Origin of the sequence: Corallococcus praedator (assembly GCF_003612125.1) — a bacterium.
Taxonomy (GTDB): domain Bacteria; phylum Myxococcota; class Myxococcia; order Myxococcales; family Myxococcaceae; genus Corallococcus; species Corallococcus praedator.
In genome coordinates this window covers 1-13,046 of sequence record NZ_RAWI01000269.1, presented here as the reverse complement: position 1 = coordinate 13,046, position 13,046 = coordinate 1, and the positions used below count along the sequence as shown (strand labels likewise).

The window sequence follows — 13,046 nt, the reverse complement described above, 5'->3', positions numbered from 1 at the left end:
CAGGCCCCCGCCCCCGCCGCGCCGTCCGGCCCGCGTCCCAACGCCGCCCGGGAAGAGCGCGTGCGCATGACGCCGTTGCGCAAGCGCGTCGCCGAGCGCCTGCTCCAGGCCCAGTCCAACGCCGCCCTGCTCACCACCTTCAACGAGGTGGACATGGGCGAGGTGATGGCGCTTCGCAAGAAGTACAACGAGAAGTTCCAGGCGAAGCACGGCGTGAAGCTCGGGTTCATGAGCTTCTTCATCCGCGCGTCGGTGGAGGCCCTCAAGGCGTTCCCGCAGATCAACGCGGAGATCGACGGCGAGGACGTCATCTTCAAGCACTACTACGACATCGGCGTGGCCGTGAGCGGCAGCCGCGGTCTGGTGGTGCCGGTGGTGCGCGACGCGAACAAGCTGTCGCTCGCGGAGCTGGAGAAGACGGTCGGTGACTACGGCGGCCGCGCCCGCAACGACAAGCTGACCCTGCCGGAGTTGCAGGGCGGCACGTTCACCATCACCAACGGCGGCATCTTCGGTTCCATGCTGTCCACGCCCATCCTGAACCCGCCGCAGACGGGCATCCTGGGCATGCACAACATCGTGGACCGCCCGGTGGCGCGCGACGGCCAGGTGGTCATCCGGCCCATCATGTACATCGCCCTCACGTACGACCACCGCCTGGTGGACGGCCGCGAAGCCGTTCAGTTCCTGGTGCGCGTGAAGGAGTGCATCGAGGACCCGGAGCGCCTGCTGCTCGACATCTGACCCACTCCTCCGCACATGGTTGTGCGGGGTGGGAAGACCGGCATTCCCCGTGGGCCGGCTGGACTTCCAGTCGGCCCTTTCACTACAAATAGGTCCGTCTCCCCGGTCGTCGGGCAGAACGGGCGGCCTCCCCCACGGCTGCCCTGCAAACGCAAGGAAGCGCAATGGCAACTGGCACCGTGAAGTGGTTCAACGACGCGAAGGGCTTCGGCTTCATCACCCAGGACGGCGGCGGCGAGGACGTGTTCTGCCACCACACCGCCATCAACATGGATGGGTTCCGCACGCTGGCCGAAGGCCAGAAGGTGGAGTTCGAAGTCACCAAGGGCCCCAAGGGCCTGCAGGCGCAGAACGTCCGCGCGGCGTGAAGTGACGCGTCGTCCTCAGCCATTCCTCACGGACTGGTTGAAATGAAGAGGCCCGGAACCCCACGGTAGGGGATCCGGGCCTCTGCCTTTTCAGGCCATGTCTGTCTTCAGGCGCTACTTCAGGTTCTGCTGGAAGTGCGCCATCACGCGCTCGTACTGGCGCTCCGTGACGAGCGGATCCGGCACCATGTGCGTAAGGCCGCTCAAAGGCAGCAGCTGGTGCGGCTTGCCGGCGCGGAAGAGCGCGTCCGACAGCTTCAGCGTGTGGAAGAAGTAGACGTTGTCGTCCGCGGTGCCGTGCAAGAGCAGCAGCGCGCCAATGGGGGCGTCCTTCTTCGCGTACGTGAGCAGGCTGCTCACCTCATACGCCTGGGGCGACTCCTCCGGCAGGCCCAGGTAGCGCTCGGTGTAGTGCGTGTCGTAGTCGCGCCAGTCCACCACGGGGGCGCCGGACACGGCGGCCTTGAAGAAGTCCGGGCGCTTCAGCGCGGCCAGCGCGGCCATGTACCCGCCGAAGCTCCAGCCGGTGATGCCCACGCGCTTCAGGTCCATCTCCGGCACCTCCTTCGCCAGGGCCTGCACGGCTTCAATCTGGTCGTCCAGGGTGACGGTGGCGAAGTCGTGCTTCACCACGCGGTTCCATTCCGCGGTGCGCAGCGGTGTGCCGCGGCCGTCCACCTTGACGACGAGGAAGCCCTTGTCGGCCATCCACTGGCTGAGCAGGTGCGCGGCCATGGACTGGTGCACCACGGTGGTGGTGGGGCCGGCGTAGACCTCCACGATGACGGGCAGCTTGGTGCCGGGCTTGAAGTCGCGCGGCTTCACCAGCGACGTCCAGAACTTCTTCGGGCCCACCTGCCGCACCTCGAAGTTCGGCGTGAAGGAGGGCTCCTGCGCCACCTCCGGCAGCTCGCCCAGCTTCGTGCCGTCGCCCTTCATCACCAGCGTGCGCGGCATGCTCTTGGGGCCCTGGGTGCTCAGGACGAACAGGCCGCCGTTCTTGGACACCATGCCCATCTCCAGGCCCGGGCCGGTGTTGCCGGTGGCCACCTTCACCGGGGCGCCGCCGTCCTTCACGCGCCACAGGTGGCTCTCGGTGGGGTTGGGGTCACCGGAGAAGAACAGCGTCTTGTCCGACTGCACGAAGCGCGCGAGGTTGCGGAAGCCCGCGTCCGGCTTCACCACGGAGCGCTCCAGCTCGCCGTTCGCGCGGCGCAGCTCCACTTCCGGACCGCCGTTGCGCTCGGTGTACCAGAGGAAGCCGGAGCCATCCTCCAGCCACAGCGGGAAGTCCTGGTTCAGCTCCACCCACGCGCTGTCCTTCTCCGTGAGGAGCACGCGCGTCTTGCCGGTGGCGGGGTCCACCGCCAGCACCTGCTCCTCCGTCTGGAGGCGGTTCTGCACCAGCACCGTCAGCGGCCCGCCCTTGTCCCACTTCACGGTGGCCAGGTACGGGTACTTCTGCGCGTCCCACTGCGCCCACACCGTCTTGCCGCCGGTGACGGGCGTGATGCCCAGGCGCACCTTGGCGTTGGGCTTGCCGGGGCGCGGATAGGGGAAGACCTCTCCGCCCTTCTCCGGGTGCATCACGTCCACGATGGTGAGCTTCTCCACGTCGGCCGTGTCGGACTCCGTGTACGCGATGGACTTCGCGTCCGGGCTCCACCAGTAGCCGGAGAAGCGGCTCATCTCCTCCTGCGCCACGAACTCCGCCAGGCCGTGCGTCTTCTGCTCGGTACCACCCTTGGTGACGGCCTTCTCCTGGTTGGAGGCCAGGTCCACGCGGTAGACGTCGTGCCCTCGGACGTAGGCCACCTGCTTGCCGTCCGGAGACAGGCGCGGGTCGATGACGCCGGGGCCCGTCTTCACCTCCGTGGACTTGCCGGTGGCGCGGTCCACCACGTAGAGGCGGCCGGACAGGGGCACCAGCAGGCGGGTGCCGTCCTCGGACAGGTTGTAGGAGGTGAAGCCCCGGGCGCTCACGCGCATGCGCTCGCGGCGGGCCTTCTCCTCGGGGGTCAGCGTCTCCTCGGTGCCCTTGAGGAGGGCTTCGGGCGTGAGCAGCTCGCGCGCCTGCCCGTTGGCCACGTCGAACGCGTAGAGCATCTGCACGTTGGACGTGGGGGAGGTGCGCAGGAAGAGCACGGACTGCTCATCCGGGGTGATGCGCACGCCCGTGGGACGGCCGCTCTGGAAGCGGCGCGTTTCGGCGTACTGGCGCAGGAAGAGGTCCGGCTGCTTTTGCGAAGGGGCCATGGCTTGGGGCTTCAGCTCCTGTGCGAGGGCGGGGGCGCTCATGAGGAGGAGCGCGGCGGTGAGGGCTTGACGCATGCGTAGTTGAATCCCCGCGCAGGGCGGGGCTCCTTTCGCGGGAAGATGCGCGCAAGCCTACACTCCGGCCGCCGCGCGGCCCTCCCAACGTCCGGCCTCCAAGAGGATTCCCACCCCATGCAGTCGGAAGATGACAACGCCTTGCGGCATCTGCGCCTCGCGGGCGTGGTGCGCCTGGGCCTGGGCGGAGGCCGGGGCCCCACGGACGCCTACGTGTTCGACCCGCACCGGCTCGCGCTGCCCGCGTGGGCCTGTGCCCTGGGCGACGTGGGCCCCCCTGCCCTCCTGGTGACGCTGGACCGGCACCTGGATGTGGTGGTGCCCGCGAAGCCGGCGGAGATGCCGGACCGCTCCGCGGGCCTGCGCGCGCTGGATGAGCACGCGCGCTGGCACCTGAACGTGCGCAACTACGACCACATCCTCGCGGCGATGGAGGCGAACCTCGTGGGGGACGCGTTGATCATCGCGCGCACGCGGCCCCGGGGCGCCTTCGCCGGGGACACCTACGTGGACACGCGGGGCCGTTCGCACCGGCTGGTGACGGTGACAACGGTGGACCGCGCGGCGGAGGCGTACCGGAACCCCGGCCCCACGGACCTCGTGCGCGACGTGCTGGAGGAGGCATCAAGCGTCCTGCTGGACGTGGACCTGGACTGCTTCACCAGCCTGAGCGACGCGGACCCCACCACGGTGCTGCCGTGGCCGAAGGCCATCATCCGCGAGTTCCTGCTGCCCTCCGATTCGGAGCCCTTCTGGGACGCGGTGCTGGGCAAGGCCGTCGCGCTGACGCTGGCGCGCGAGCCCCACCACTGCGGCGGGCTGCTCGCGTCCGGGGAGCTGTTCCGCGACGCGGCGGAGGTGCTCTTCCGGGAGCTGCTCCACGTCGAGCCGCCCTGAGCCCGCAGTTCAGGGCGAGTCGAGGAATGACGGCCGGTACTCGGTCACCTGCCCGCTGCTGAGCGACAGGCGGCTGCCCACGGGCGGCCGGTCCCCGTTGAGCACGTAGCCGAAGTCGATGCGGAACGGGAACACGTTGAACTGGGGGAACAGGATGCGCAGGCCCACGCCCACGGTGGTCACCATCTCGGGCCGGCGGTTGAAGGCGCTGCCCGAGTCGAGGAAGAACACCCCGCCCAGGTGCACCGTGCGCACGACGAGCGGCGCGGTGCGGTACTCCAGGTTCACGAGCAAGAGGCGCTTGCCGGAGTACGCATCCACCGCCGCGCCGCGCAGGCCGTTGCTGCCGCCCAGCAGGCTCACGCGCTCGGACAAATCATCGATGTTCACGTCCAGCAGGCCGCGCGCCACGAAGCGCCCTCCGAGCACTCGCGGCGACACCTGCACCAGCTCCGCCGCCCACCGCCGGTTGGTCCACCCCTCCTGGACGGTGTCCTCCTGGCCGCTGAACTGGCGGCGGATGGACGCGGCGGCGGACGCGGTGGTGAGCGCGTCGCCCCAGTGCACGCGGTAGCGCAGGGACAGGCCGCCTTCGGCGAAGTGCGCGGCGGAGGGGAACACGGGCGGTGCGTAGCGCAGCTTCGCCACCACCGAGTGCCCCAGCTGGAAGTCCTCCGACAGCGTGTACGAGTCCACGTTGCGGAGCACGTCGTAGCGGGCCTCGAAGGCGCTGAGGGAGACGTTCGCGTACCCCGCGTCCTCCTGGCGCGGCAGGTAGTTGCGCCGGAACCAGTCCGTCTGCGCGTCGCTGAGATTGGACGCCACCGGAGGGGCGTAGGCGTAGTGATAGGCGCCCGCGCCCAGGCCCACGTTCCACTTGTAGCGCTGGCCGTAGGAGCGCGTGTACGTGGAGCCCACGGCGACCTCGCGCGTGTTGTAGACGTACGGCACCGGGTCGCCATCCGGGAACGGCAACTGCCAGATGTCCGCGCCCCGGAACTGGCGCGCGGTCTCCACGTTCCACGCCACGGACGAGCTCAGGCTCCACGGTGTGGACAGCGAATACAGCGGACGGCTGACGGAGAGGCTTCCACGCGAACCTTCCGCGCGGCCCGTGTCGCGGTTGATCAGCACGGCGGCGGATTCGGAGAGCGACCAGCGGCTGCCCAGCACGCGCTGGTCGGTGTAGCTCTGCCCGAAGCTGAAGGTGTCCAGGCGGAGGATGAAGTCCACCGCCACCTTCTTGCCGCGCCCCAGGAAGTTCTGCTCCGTGCCCTGCAGACGCAGGTAGAGCAGCAGCGAGCCCACGGCGGAGAACTCGTTGTTGAGCCGCAGCGACCACAGGTCCTTGGTGACGAGCAGCAGCGCCACCTTGTCGGGGGCGCTGCCCTTCACCGGCACCGCGCGCACCACGGAGAAGAGGCCCAGCTTGCGCAGGTTGCGCACCGACTCCGCGACGAGCGCCGCCGAGTACGGCTGGCCCGGCGTCAGCAGCACTTCCTGCCGGACGATTTCGTCGCGGGTGCGGATGTGGAAGATGTTGAGCAGCGATGGGTACGGATCCATCGGCGCGACGACCTCCTCCGCGGCGACGACCACCTCCTCCAGCACCTTGCCCTCGGGGGCGGGCTCCACCTGGCGCTCGCGCGCCTCCATGCCCCAGGCGATGAGCGCGTCCTCGTAGTTCTTGTTCGCGTCCACCGTGGGAGGCGTGGGTGCGTCCGTGCCTTCCGGCCCCACGGGCACCTGCTCCGCGCGAGGCGGCGCGGGCACCTCCGCGTTCGACACGCCGGACGGTTCACCCTCCGGGGTCCGCACGGGCGCATCGGGGGAGGCCGCATCCTGGGGCCTGCCGGAGCCCGCACCTTCGGGCTGCTGCGGCGCCCATGGATCCGAGAGCTCGCCGGCCTGGGCAACGGAGTCACGCACCGACGGCGAGGACGCCCCGCCCGTCGCGACGAGGACGGTCAACACCAGGGCGGGCAGCGGAAGCGGCACGCGCGCATCCTGTCATGCGCCGCGCCCTCCGCCAGCCTCCCTCACTCCAGCGCGGTGCGGAGGTCTCCCGGCCGGGTCATGGGCAACTTCTCCCCCCGCGCGATGGCCGCCACGATGCGCGCCAGCTGATCCACCCCATCCGTCAGGGCCGCAGGCCCCGGCTGGAGGATGTACGAGCTGCGCACTTCATAAAGCTGGTCGTCCACCACCGCCTGCACCCGGTCCCAGCCGGGCCGCGAAGCAATCTTGTCGCGCTTCGCCTTGCGCCCGCACCAGCTCGCGATGACGCCCTCCGGGTTCCTCCGGGCCACCTCCTCCGGCTCGAAGATGCGGCCCTTCGCCCCCTGCGACGCGCGCGACTCCTGGCACACGTCCTCCCCACCCACCACCTCCACCAGCTCCGAACACCAGCGGATGCCGGAGATGAGCGGCTCGTGCCACTCCTCGAAGAAGATGCGCGGCCGCTTCGGCAGCGACTGCGCCGCGTCCGAGTGACGCTCCAGGTTCTTCTCCAGCTCCACCGCCAGCGCCTCCGCCGCCTCCGCGCGCCCCACCAAGGCCCCGGTGAGCCGCACCGTCTGAAGAATCTCCGCGAGCGAGCGCTGGTTGAACAGGTACACGGGCACCCCGCGCTTGCACAGCTCCCGCCCGATGTCCGCCTGCAGGTCGCTGAAGCCCAGCACCAGATCCGGCTTCAGCTCCAGGATCCGCTCGAAGTTCGCGTCCAGGAACGAGCTGACCCGGGGCTTCTTGCGCGCCTCCGGAGGCCGCACCGTGAACCCCGACACGCCGACGACCAGCTCCCCCGCCCCGATGCGGTAGAGCACCTCCGTCGTCTCCTCCGTCATGCACACCACCCGCCGCGGGTAGCGCGGCGCCGACGACAACAGCGAGGACAGCTGGGCGTTCATGCCGGGGACCCTACCGCGCCCGCAGGGCCTCCACCCGGGATGACGCATCGCACCAGTGCCCCCCCTCTGTGCGCCAGCGGACGCTGATTTTCCTGATTTCCAAACGCTCCGGGCGGCACCAACACGGCAGGTGCGGGAGTGCAGGCGCGCGGCCGGGGCCGGAAACTCGGCGTCCCCTGGCATCCCGGATGGCGAGGGACGTCTCTTGGGCGGTTTTCCAAGGCGGTGCTAGCATCCTGCGCGGCCTTACCAACGTGCGCGGTCCTTCTCGTTTCCTGGGGGAACACATGATCGAAAGCGACGCCCCCCGAAAGGGCGCGCCTGCCGACGTGACGGATCCTCTGCTCGGGAGGGTCCTCAACGAACGTTTCCGCATCCTGGAGACGCTCGGGGCCGGCGGCATGGGCCGCGTCTACAAGGCCATGCAGGCCCCGTTGGACCGGCTCGTGGCCCTCAAGGTCCTCAACCCGCAGTACAGCGGCGAGGGCAAGGACCCCGGCTTCCAGAAGCGCTTCTTCCTGGAGGCCAGCGTCACGGCGAAGCTGCGCCACCCGAACACCGTCACCGTCATCGACTACGGGAAGACGGAAGACGGCATCTACTACATCGCCATGGAGTACCTGGAGGGGCTCACGCTGTCGCAGCTGCTCACCCAGGAAGGCCCGCTGCCGTGGGACCGCGCGCTGAGCATCGCGCAGCAGGTGGCGCGCTCGCTGCGCGAGGCCCACAAGGTCGGCCTCATCCACCGCGACCTCAAGCCCGCCAACGTGATGGTCCTCAACCAGGAGACCGACCACGACGTGGTGAAGGTGCTGGACTTCGGCCTGGTGAAGTCCTTCCTCGGCGACGCCAACATGAAGGAGGACACCACGCTCACGCAGGCGGGCGTCATCCTGGGCTCGCCGCAGTACATGGCGCCGGAGCAGGCGCGCAACATCGCGGATCCGCGCAGCGACGTGTACAGCCTGGGCGTCGTGCTCTATCAGATCCTGATGGGCCGCCCGCCCTTCCAGGCCGCGCAGAGCATCGACGTCATCGTCAAGCACATCAACGACCCGCCGCCCTCCTTCCACACCATCTGGCCCGACCACGGCGTCCCGCCGGAGGTGGAGACGCTGGTGATGAAGTGCCTGGCCAAGCGCCCGGTGGACCGCTACGCGTCCATGGACGCGGTGCTCCAGGGCATGCGCGCCGCGGCCTCCGCGTCCGGCGTCAGCGGCGTCTTCTCCAGCCCGCGCACCGGCCTCAACACGGTGGGCTCCGGCCCCCACAGCGGCCCGCACACGGGGCCGCACGCGCTGGTGGGCTCCGGCCCCAACACCGTCGCGCTGGACATCTCCGTGGACGAGCAGTCCGCGCCGCAGAAGAAGTCCGGCAAGGGGCTGGGCATCGCGCTGTTCGGCGGCTGCGTGCTCTTGGGCATCGCCGCGGCGGCGGTGTTCGTGCTGCGCTCCACGCAGGCCCCGCCCCCGGTGGTGCAGACCTCGCCGCGGCCCGTGCCCGTGGCGCGCGCGCCCGTGGATGAAATCCCCCTGGAGCGCGAGCCCTCCACCGCGCCCGCGACGCCGCCCCCGGCCGCGCCCAAGCCCGTGCGCTTCCAGGTGGTCAGTGATCCCCCGGGCGCGGAGGTGACCGTCAACGGGACGGTGCGCGGCACCACGCCCATGGAGTTCGAACAGCCCCCGGACGGCTCGGGGCTGGCCTCCGTGGTGGTGTCGCTCGCGCTGGACGGCTACCAGCCCGTCAGCAAGAACTACGCGGACAACGCAGGGAAGACCGTCGCGGTCTCCATGAAGTTGACGCGCATCAAGAAGCAGGGACCGAAGCCGAAGGCTCCCGGTTCCGCGTACAAGGACGATCCGTACCAGTGACCATCCCGACAGTCTTTCGACGTGGGGCGCTCCTCGCGCTGTGTCTGTGCGCGACCGAGGCCCTGGCGGACGCACGCCTGGAAGCGCGCCGCCACTTCCGCAACGGCATGAACCTCATCGAGCAGAAGCAGTTCGATGAAGGCATCGCCGAGCTGGAAGAGGCCTACAAGATCAAGCCGCACCCCAGCGTCCTCTACAACATCGCCCGCGCGTACCAGGACGCGGGACGGCTGGACGAGGCGCTGGACGCCTTCAAGCGCTACCTCGCCTCCAATCCGCCGGACGCCACCAACGTGCAGGCCCAGGTGACGCGGCTGGAGGCCACGCAGCGGGCCGCCTCCGCGGAGGCCCCCGCCCCTGGCAGCACGTCCGGCACGCAGGACTCGACCCTGCCCATGCCCCCGCCGCCCCCCACGAGCATCCAGGCCCAGCAGCAGCTGGCCACGCTCATGGAGCGGCTGGAGAAGGCCGTCAACCGCGCGGAGTCGCTCGCGTCCGGCCAGCCCCAGCAGCCGCAGGCCACCGCCACCGCGTCCGGCCCCAAGGCCCCCAGCGGCAGCGCGGAGGCAGGCGACACGTCCGACCAGGGCCTCGTGCCGTACGAGGAACGCGTCGTGACGGCCAGCCGCCGCGCCCAGTCCTCGCTGGAAGCGCCCAACGCCACCACCGTCATCACGGCGGAGGACATCCGCCTGTCGGGCGCCACCACGCTGCCGGAACTCTTGCGCCGCGTGCCCGGCGCGGACGTGATGGCCATGGGCGTGGGCAGCTCCAACGTCAGCCTGCGCGGCTTCAACCAGCGACTGGCCAACAAGGTGCTGGTGCTGGTGGACGGCCGCACGGAGTACCAGGACTTCCTCGGCCTCACGCTGTGGGCGGGCCTGCCCGTGGGCCTGGAGGAGATCGACCGCATCGAGGTCATCCGCGGTCCGGGCAGCGCGCTGTACGGCGCCAACGCCATGCTGGGCGTCATCAACATCATCACCCAGGCCCCCGGCACCGGCCGGCGCGCGCGCTTCAGCGCCCTGGCCGGCGGTGGCAACACCGTGCAGGGCTCCTTCGTCAGCCACGGCCAGAACGGCGCCCTGCGCTACCGCGCGTCCGCCGCCTACCGTCAGGAGGACAAGTGGACGCTCGACTACGGCAGCGGCCGTCCGGACTTCGCCCTGACGGGGCCGGATCCGGAAGTCGGCCTCCGGGGCGCGCGCGGCAACCTCTCCACCGTCTATTCGTTCGCCGAAGGGCGCGCGGTCGGCCTGTCCGGCGGCGTGCACCGCTACACCACGGAGGCCTATCCGCTGGGCCTCTTGCGCAACTACTACATCGACGCGTTGGGCGCGTACGCCAAGGCGGATGTGGAGCTGGGCTCGGTGAAGCTCAAGGCCTTCTGGAACCACCTGTCCGGTGACGCGGGGCCGCAGTACGAGGCCATCGGGCAGCGCTCGCTGGCCACCACCGTCGAATCCAACGTCTTCAACGGCGAGGCGCTGTACGCCCGGGGCTTCGAGCTCGCGGGCGAGCACCAGGTGAACATCGGCGTGGAGGGCCGCCTGAAGCGCGTGGCCTTCGGCTACCTGGACGGGCTGCGCGAGGAGTTCCACGCGGCGGCCTTCATCCAGGACGAGTGGCGCATCGTGCAGCCCCTGCGCCTCGTCGTCAGCTACCGCGTGGACCGCCACCCGCTGCTCGACAAGGGCAACCCGGGCATCGCGCAGTCGCCGCGCCTGTCCGCCGTCTTCCAGCCCATTGAAGGCCATGCCTTCCGCGCGTCGGTGGCCACCGCCTTCCGCGAACCCACGTTCCTGGAGAGCTACACGCGGCTGCCCGTGCCCGTGCCGGGCGTCAACGGCGTCAGCGTGCTGACCACCGGCAACCGCGAGCTGCGGCCTGAACGCCTCAACGCCCTGGAGCTGGGCTGGCGCGGTGAGTCCCCCCGGCTGGGCCTGGACTGGGACGTGGCCCTCTACCAGAACACGGTGAAGGACCTCATCGGCCTGTCCGCCGTGCAGCGGCTGCCCGCGGGCGAGTCCTACGACAGCGGCAGCGGCAGCTACCTGGTGGGCCGCTCGCTGTTCACCAACGAGAACGCCATCTACACCGCGCGCGGCGTGGAGGCGGGCCTGAGCCTCTCCCCCATCGACGGCCTGGGCATCAAGGCGAGCGCCGCGCTCCAGAACGTCACCTCCGACCTGCCGGAAGAAGGGTGCGGCCCGTGCAGCCAGGCGCCGGGCTTCAAGGTGTTCGGCGGCATCACGTACCGCACGCGCGCGGACCTGGAGTTCGGCATCGACGCGGCCTTCACGTCCTCCTCCACCTGGGTGGAGCGCGAGCCCGCCGCCAACGACCCGACGCGCGTGGAACTCCTGTCCAACAACCTGCCCGCGTACGCGGTCGTCAACGCCCGCGTGGGCTACGAGGTGGTGAAGGACCTTGCGTCCGTGTCGCTGATGGGCAGCCAGCTCGGCGGCACCCACGCGGAGCACCCCTTCGGCAACCGCATCGAGCGGCGCGTGTTCGCCAACCTCACGGTGACCCCATGAAGCGCGCCCCTTGCTCCCCCGTCACCCGCGGACTCTTCGCCGTCGCGTTCGCGTCGTTGCTCAGCCTGGGCTGCGAATCCCCGGAGGTGAAGCCCACCGCGGATGGCCGGCAGAACACGCGCGCCGCGCGCATCGAGGGCAGCCTCGTCGTCCAATCGCGCGCCCGGGGCAACGCGGTGGTGTTCCTCTACCACGCGGACACCCCGCCCCCGCCGCAGGGCTCCGGCCGTCCGCTGGCCTTCACCATCATCCCCGCGGAGGAGCTGTTCGGCCCGGCCCTGGGTGACAACGCCCCGGGTCCGTTCACCGCGCCGTTCGCGCTGAGCCTGGTGCAGCCGGGCCGCTACGTGCTGCGCGGCTTCATCGACGCGGACACCTGCCGCTTCGTGCCGCAGCCCTGCCACGTGTCCGACTTCAACCCCTGGTACGGCGTCACGTCCGAACCCAACGCGGGGGACGTGGGCGGCGGCAGCGTGGATCCCACCAACGGCGCCACGCGCGTCCTGGAGGTGACCACGGACGCGGACGGCTGGCCCGTGCCGCTCACCGGCGTGAGCGTGTCCTTCGCGGACTCGGCCACGGTGCCGTTCGACCGGCCCGCCTTCCAGGTCGCCGAAGGCCGCGAGTTCGACACCGCGTCGACCTCCGTGAAGGTGCTGACGCTCACGCCGCAGCAGTTCACCGGCGCGGTGGATCAGCGGCCGCCGGGCTTCTGGGTGCAGTTCGTGGACGCCAACCGCGACGGCGTCCCGGACGACGCCAACAACGACGGCATCCCGGACTTCTGGCCCCGCGTGGTGGTGCGCAAGCTGGCGGACGACGTGCCAGGAATCGTGGACGAGAACGACCTGAACCGCGACGGCGTCGTGGACGAAGAGGGCGTGGACTACGCGCGCGTCTCCGGCGGCAAGGACGGCAAGCCGGACGTGGTGGTGCTGGCGGCCGGCCTGGTGCCTGACCCCCTCCTCGCTGCCCTGAGGGACGAGCAGGGCAATCCCCGGCCGGCCCCCGTGTTCGTTCCCCAGCTCCGGGTGGGCATCCAGAACCGCGCCCTGGACGCGCGCGACCCCGCCGCGCCCGCGCCGCTCTCACCCGTGCCCCCGGGTCGCTACAGCGTCACCCTGGTGCAGTCCACGGGACAGACGTGGCGTGTGCCCAACGAGCTGGATCCGACCCTCGCGGACGCCGCGGGGCTGCCAGGCGCGCAGTCCCAGTCCTTCGTGTTGGAGGTTCGTTGAAGCTTTCACGGGGCCCCTGAAATCTCGGCCGGGGGCCCGGCGTTGCTTTGACTTCGCAGGGCCCATCCGCGACCATGGGGTCGTGCAGCCGGAGGCGCTTTCCCCTCCCGAGGTTTTGATTCCGATGAAGGCCGGCCCCCTCTCCGCC

At 70.3% G+C, this 13,046-nt stretch carries 9 protein-coding genes; 6 read left to right on the top strand and 3 right to left on the bottom strand.

Going from position 1 to position 13,046, the window contains the following annotated elements; genetic code table 11:
- Both sucB and D7Y13_RS28260 read left to right on the top strand, forming a co-directional pair.
- Nucleotides 1-744 (top strand): dihydrolipoyllysine-residue succinyltransferase (gene sucB / locus D7Y13_RS28265; protein WP_120630826.1); only part of this gene is annotated, 744 nt, incomplete at its 5' end.
- A gap of 164 nt (nt 745-908) precedes the next feature.
- On the top strand, nt 909-1,112 hold the full coding sequence (locus tag D7Y13_RS28260; protein ID WP_014397260.1) for a cold-shock protein: 204 nt from the start codon (nt 909-911) through the stop codon (nt 1,110-1,112).
- 114 nt (nt 1,113-1,226) lie between these two features.
- On the opposite strand, the gene D7Y13_RS28255 is transcribed toward D7Y13_RS28260, so the two are convergent.
- Entirely contained in the window at nt 1,227-3,443 is a 2,217-nt protein-coding gene (locus D7Y13_RS28255) for a S9 family peptidase (protein ID WP_120536780.1), read from the bottom strand.
- Between the two features lie 117 nt (nt 3,444-3,560).
- Here D7Y13_RS28255 and D7Y13_RS28250 point away from each other — a divergent pair, with 117 nt between their 5' ends.
- Complete coding sequence (locus tag D7Y13_RS28250; RefSeq protein ID WP_120536781.1) at nt 3,561-4,340, top strand: UPF0489 family protein; 780 nt, start codon at nt 3,561-3,563, stop codon at nt 4,338-4,340.
- Nucleotides 4,341-4,349: 9 nt separating this feature from the next.
- Here D7Y13_RS28250 and D7Y13_RS28245 read toward each other — a convergent pair whose 3' ends face one another.
- Both D7Y13_RS28245 and D7Y13_RS28240 read right to left on the bottom strand, forming a co-directional pair.
- Entirely contained in the window at nt 4,350-6,338 is a 1,989-nt protein-coding gene (locus tag D7Y13_RS28245) for a BamA/TamA family outer membrane protein (RefSeq protein ID WP_370451673.1), read from the bottom strand.
- 41 nt (nt 6,339-6,379) lie between these two features.
- Nucleotides 6,380-7,249 carry an ABC transporter substrate-binding protein gene (locus D7Y13_RS28240; RefSeq protein ID WP_120536782.1) on the bottom strand — a complete coding sequence of 290 codons (870 nt, stop codon included), beginning with the start codon at nt 7,247-7,249 and terminating at the stop codon, nt 6,380-6,382.
- 287 nt (nt 7,250-7,536) lie between these two features.
- Between D7Y13_RS28240 and D7Y13_RS28235 the strand changes: the two genes are divergently transcribed.
- The 3 genes from D7Y13_RS28235 to D7Y13_RS28225 are packed head-to-tail and all read left to right on the top strand — an operon-like array spanning nt 7,537 to nt 12,898.
- A complete protein-coding gene (locus tag D7Y13_RS28235) occupies nt 7,537-9,120 on the top strand; it encodes a serine/threonine protein kinase (RefSeq protein ID WP_120583721.1) in 1,584 nt (527 codons plus the stop codon).
- A complete protein-coding gene (locus tag D7Y13_RS28230; protein WP_120583722.1) occupies nt 9,117-11,660 on the top strand; it encodes a TonB-dependent receptor domain-containing protein in 2,544 nt (847 codons plus the stop codon). Before D7Y13_RS28235 ends, D7Y13_RS28230 begins: the two co-directional genes overlap by 4 nt.
- Nucleotides 11,657-12,898, top strand: coding sequence for a hypothetical protein (locus D7Y13_RS28225; protein ID WP_120583723.1), 1,242 nt, complete (start codon nt 11,657-11,659; stop codon nt 12,896-12,898). The genes D7Y13_RS28230 and D7Y13_RS28225 overlap by 4 nt, the downstream gene beginning before the upstream one ends.
- Nucleotides 12,899-13,046 lie beyond the last annotated feature (148 nt).

Bases quoted from the DNA above. Each gene is read 5' to 3' on its own strand.
- D7Y13_RS28260 (WP_014397260.1), top strand. From the start codon at position 909: ATGGCAACTGGCACCGTGAAGTGGTTCAACGACGCGAAGGGCTTCGGC.
- D7Y13_RS28255 (WP_120536780.1), bottom strand. From the start codon at position 3,443: ATGCGTCAAGCCCTCACCGCCGCGCTCCTCCTCATGAGCGCCCCCGCC.
- D7Y13_RS28250 (WP_120536781.1), top strand. From the start codon at position 3,561: ATGCAGTCGGAAGATGACAACGCCTTGCGGCATCTGCGCCTCGCGGGC.
- D7Y13_RS28240 (WP_120536782.1), bottom strand. From the start codon at position 7,249: ATGAACGCCCAGCTGTCCTCGCTGTTGTCGTCGGCGCCGCGCTACCCG.
- D7Y13_RS28235 (WP_120583721.1), top strand. From the start codon at position 7,537: ATGATCGAAAGCGACGCCCCCCGAAAGGGCGCGCCTGCCGACGTGACG.
- D7Y13_RS28225 (WP_120583723.1), top strand. From the start codon at position 11,657: ATGAAGCGCGCCCCTTGCTCCCCCGTCACCCGCGGACTCTTCGCCGTC.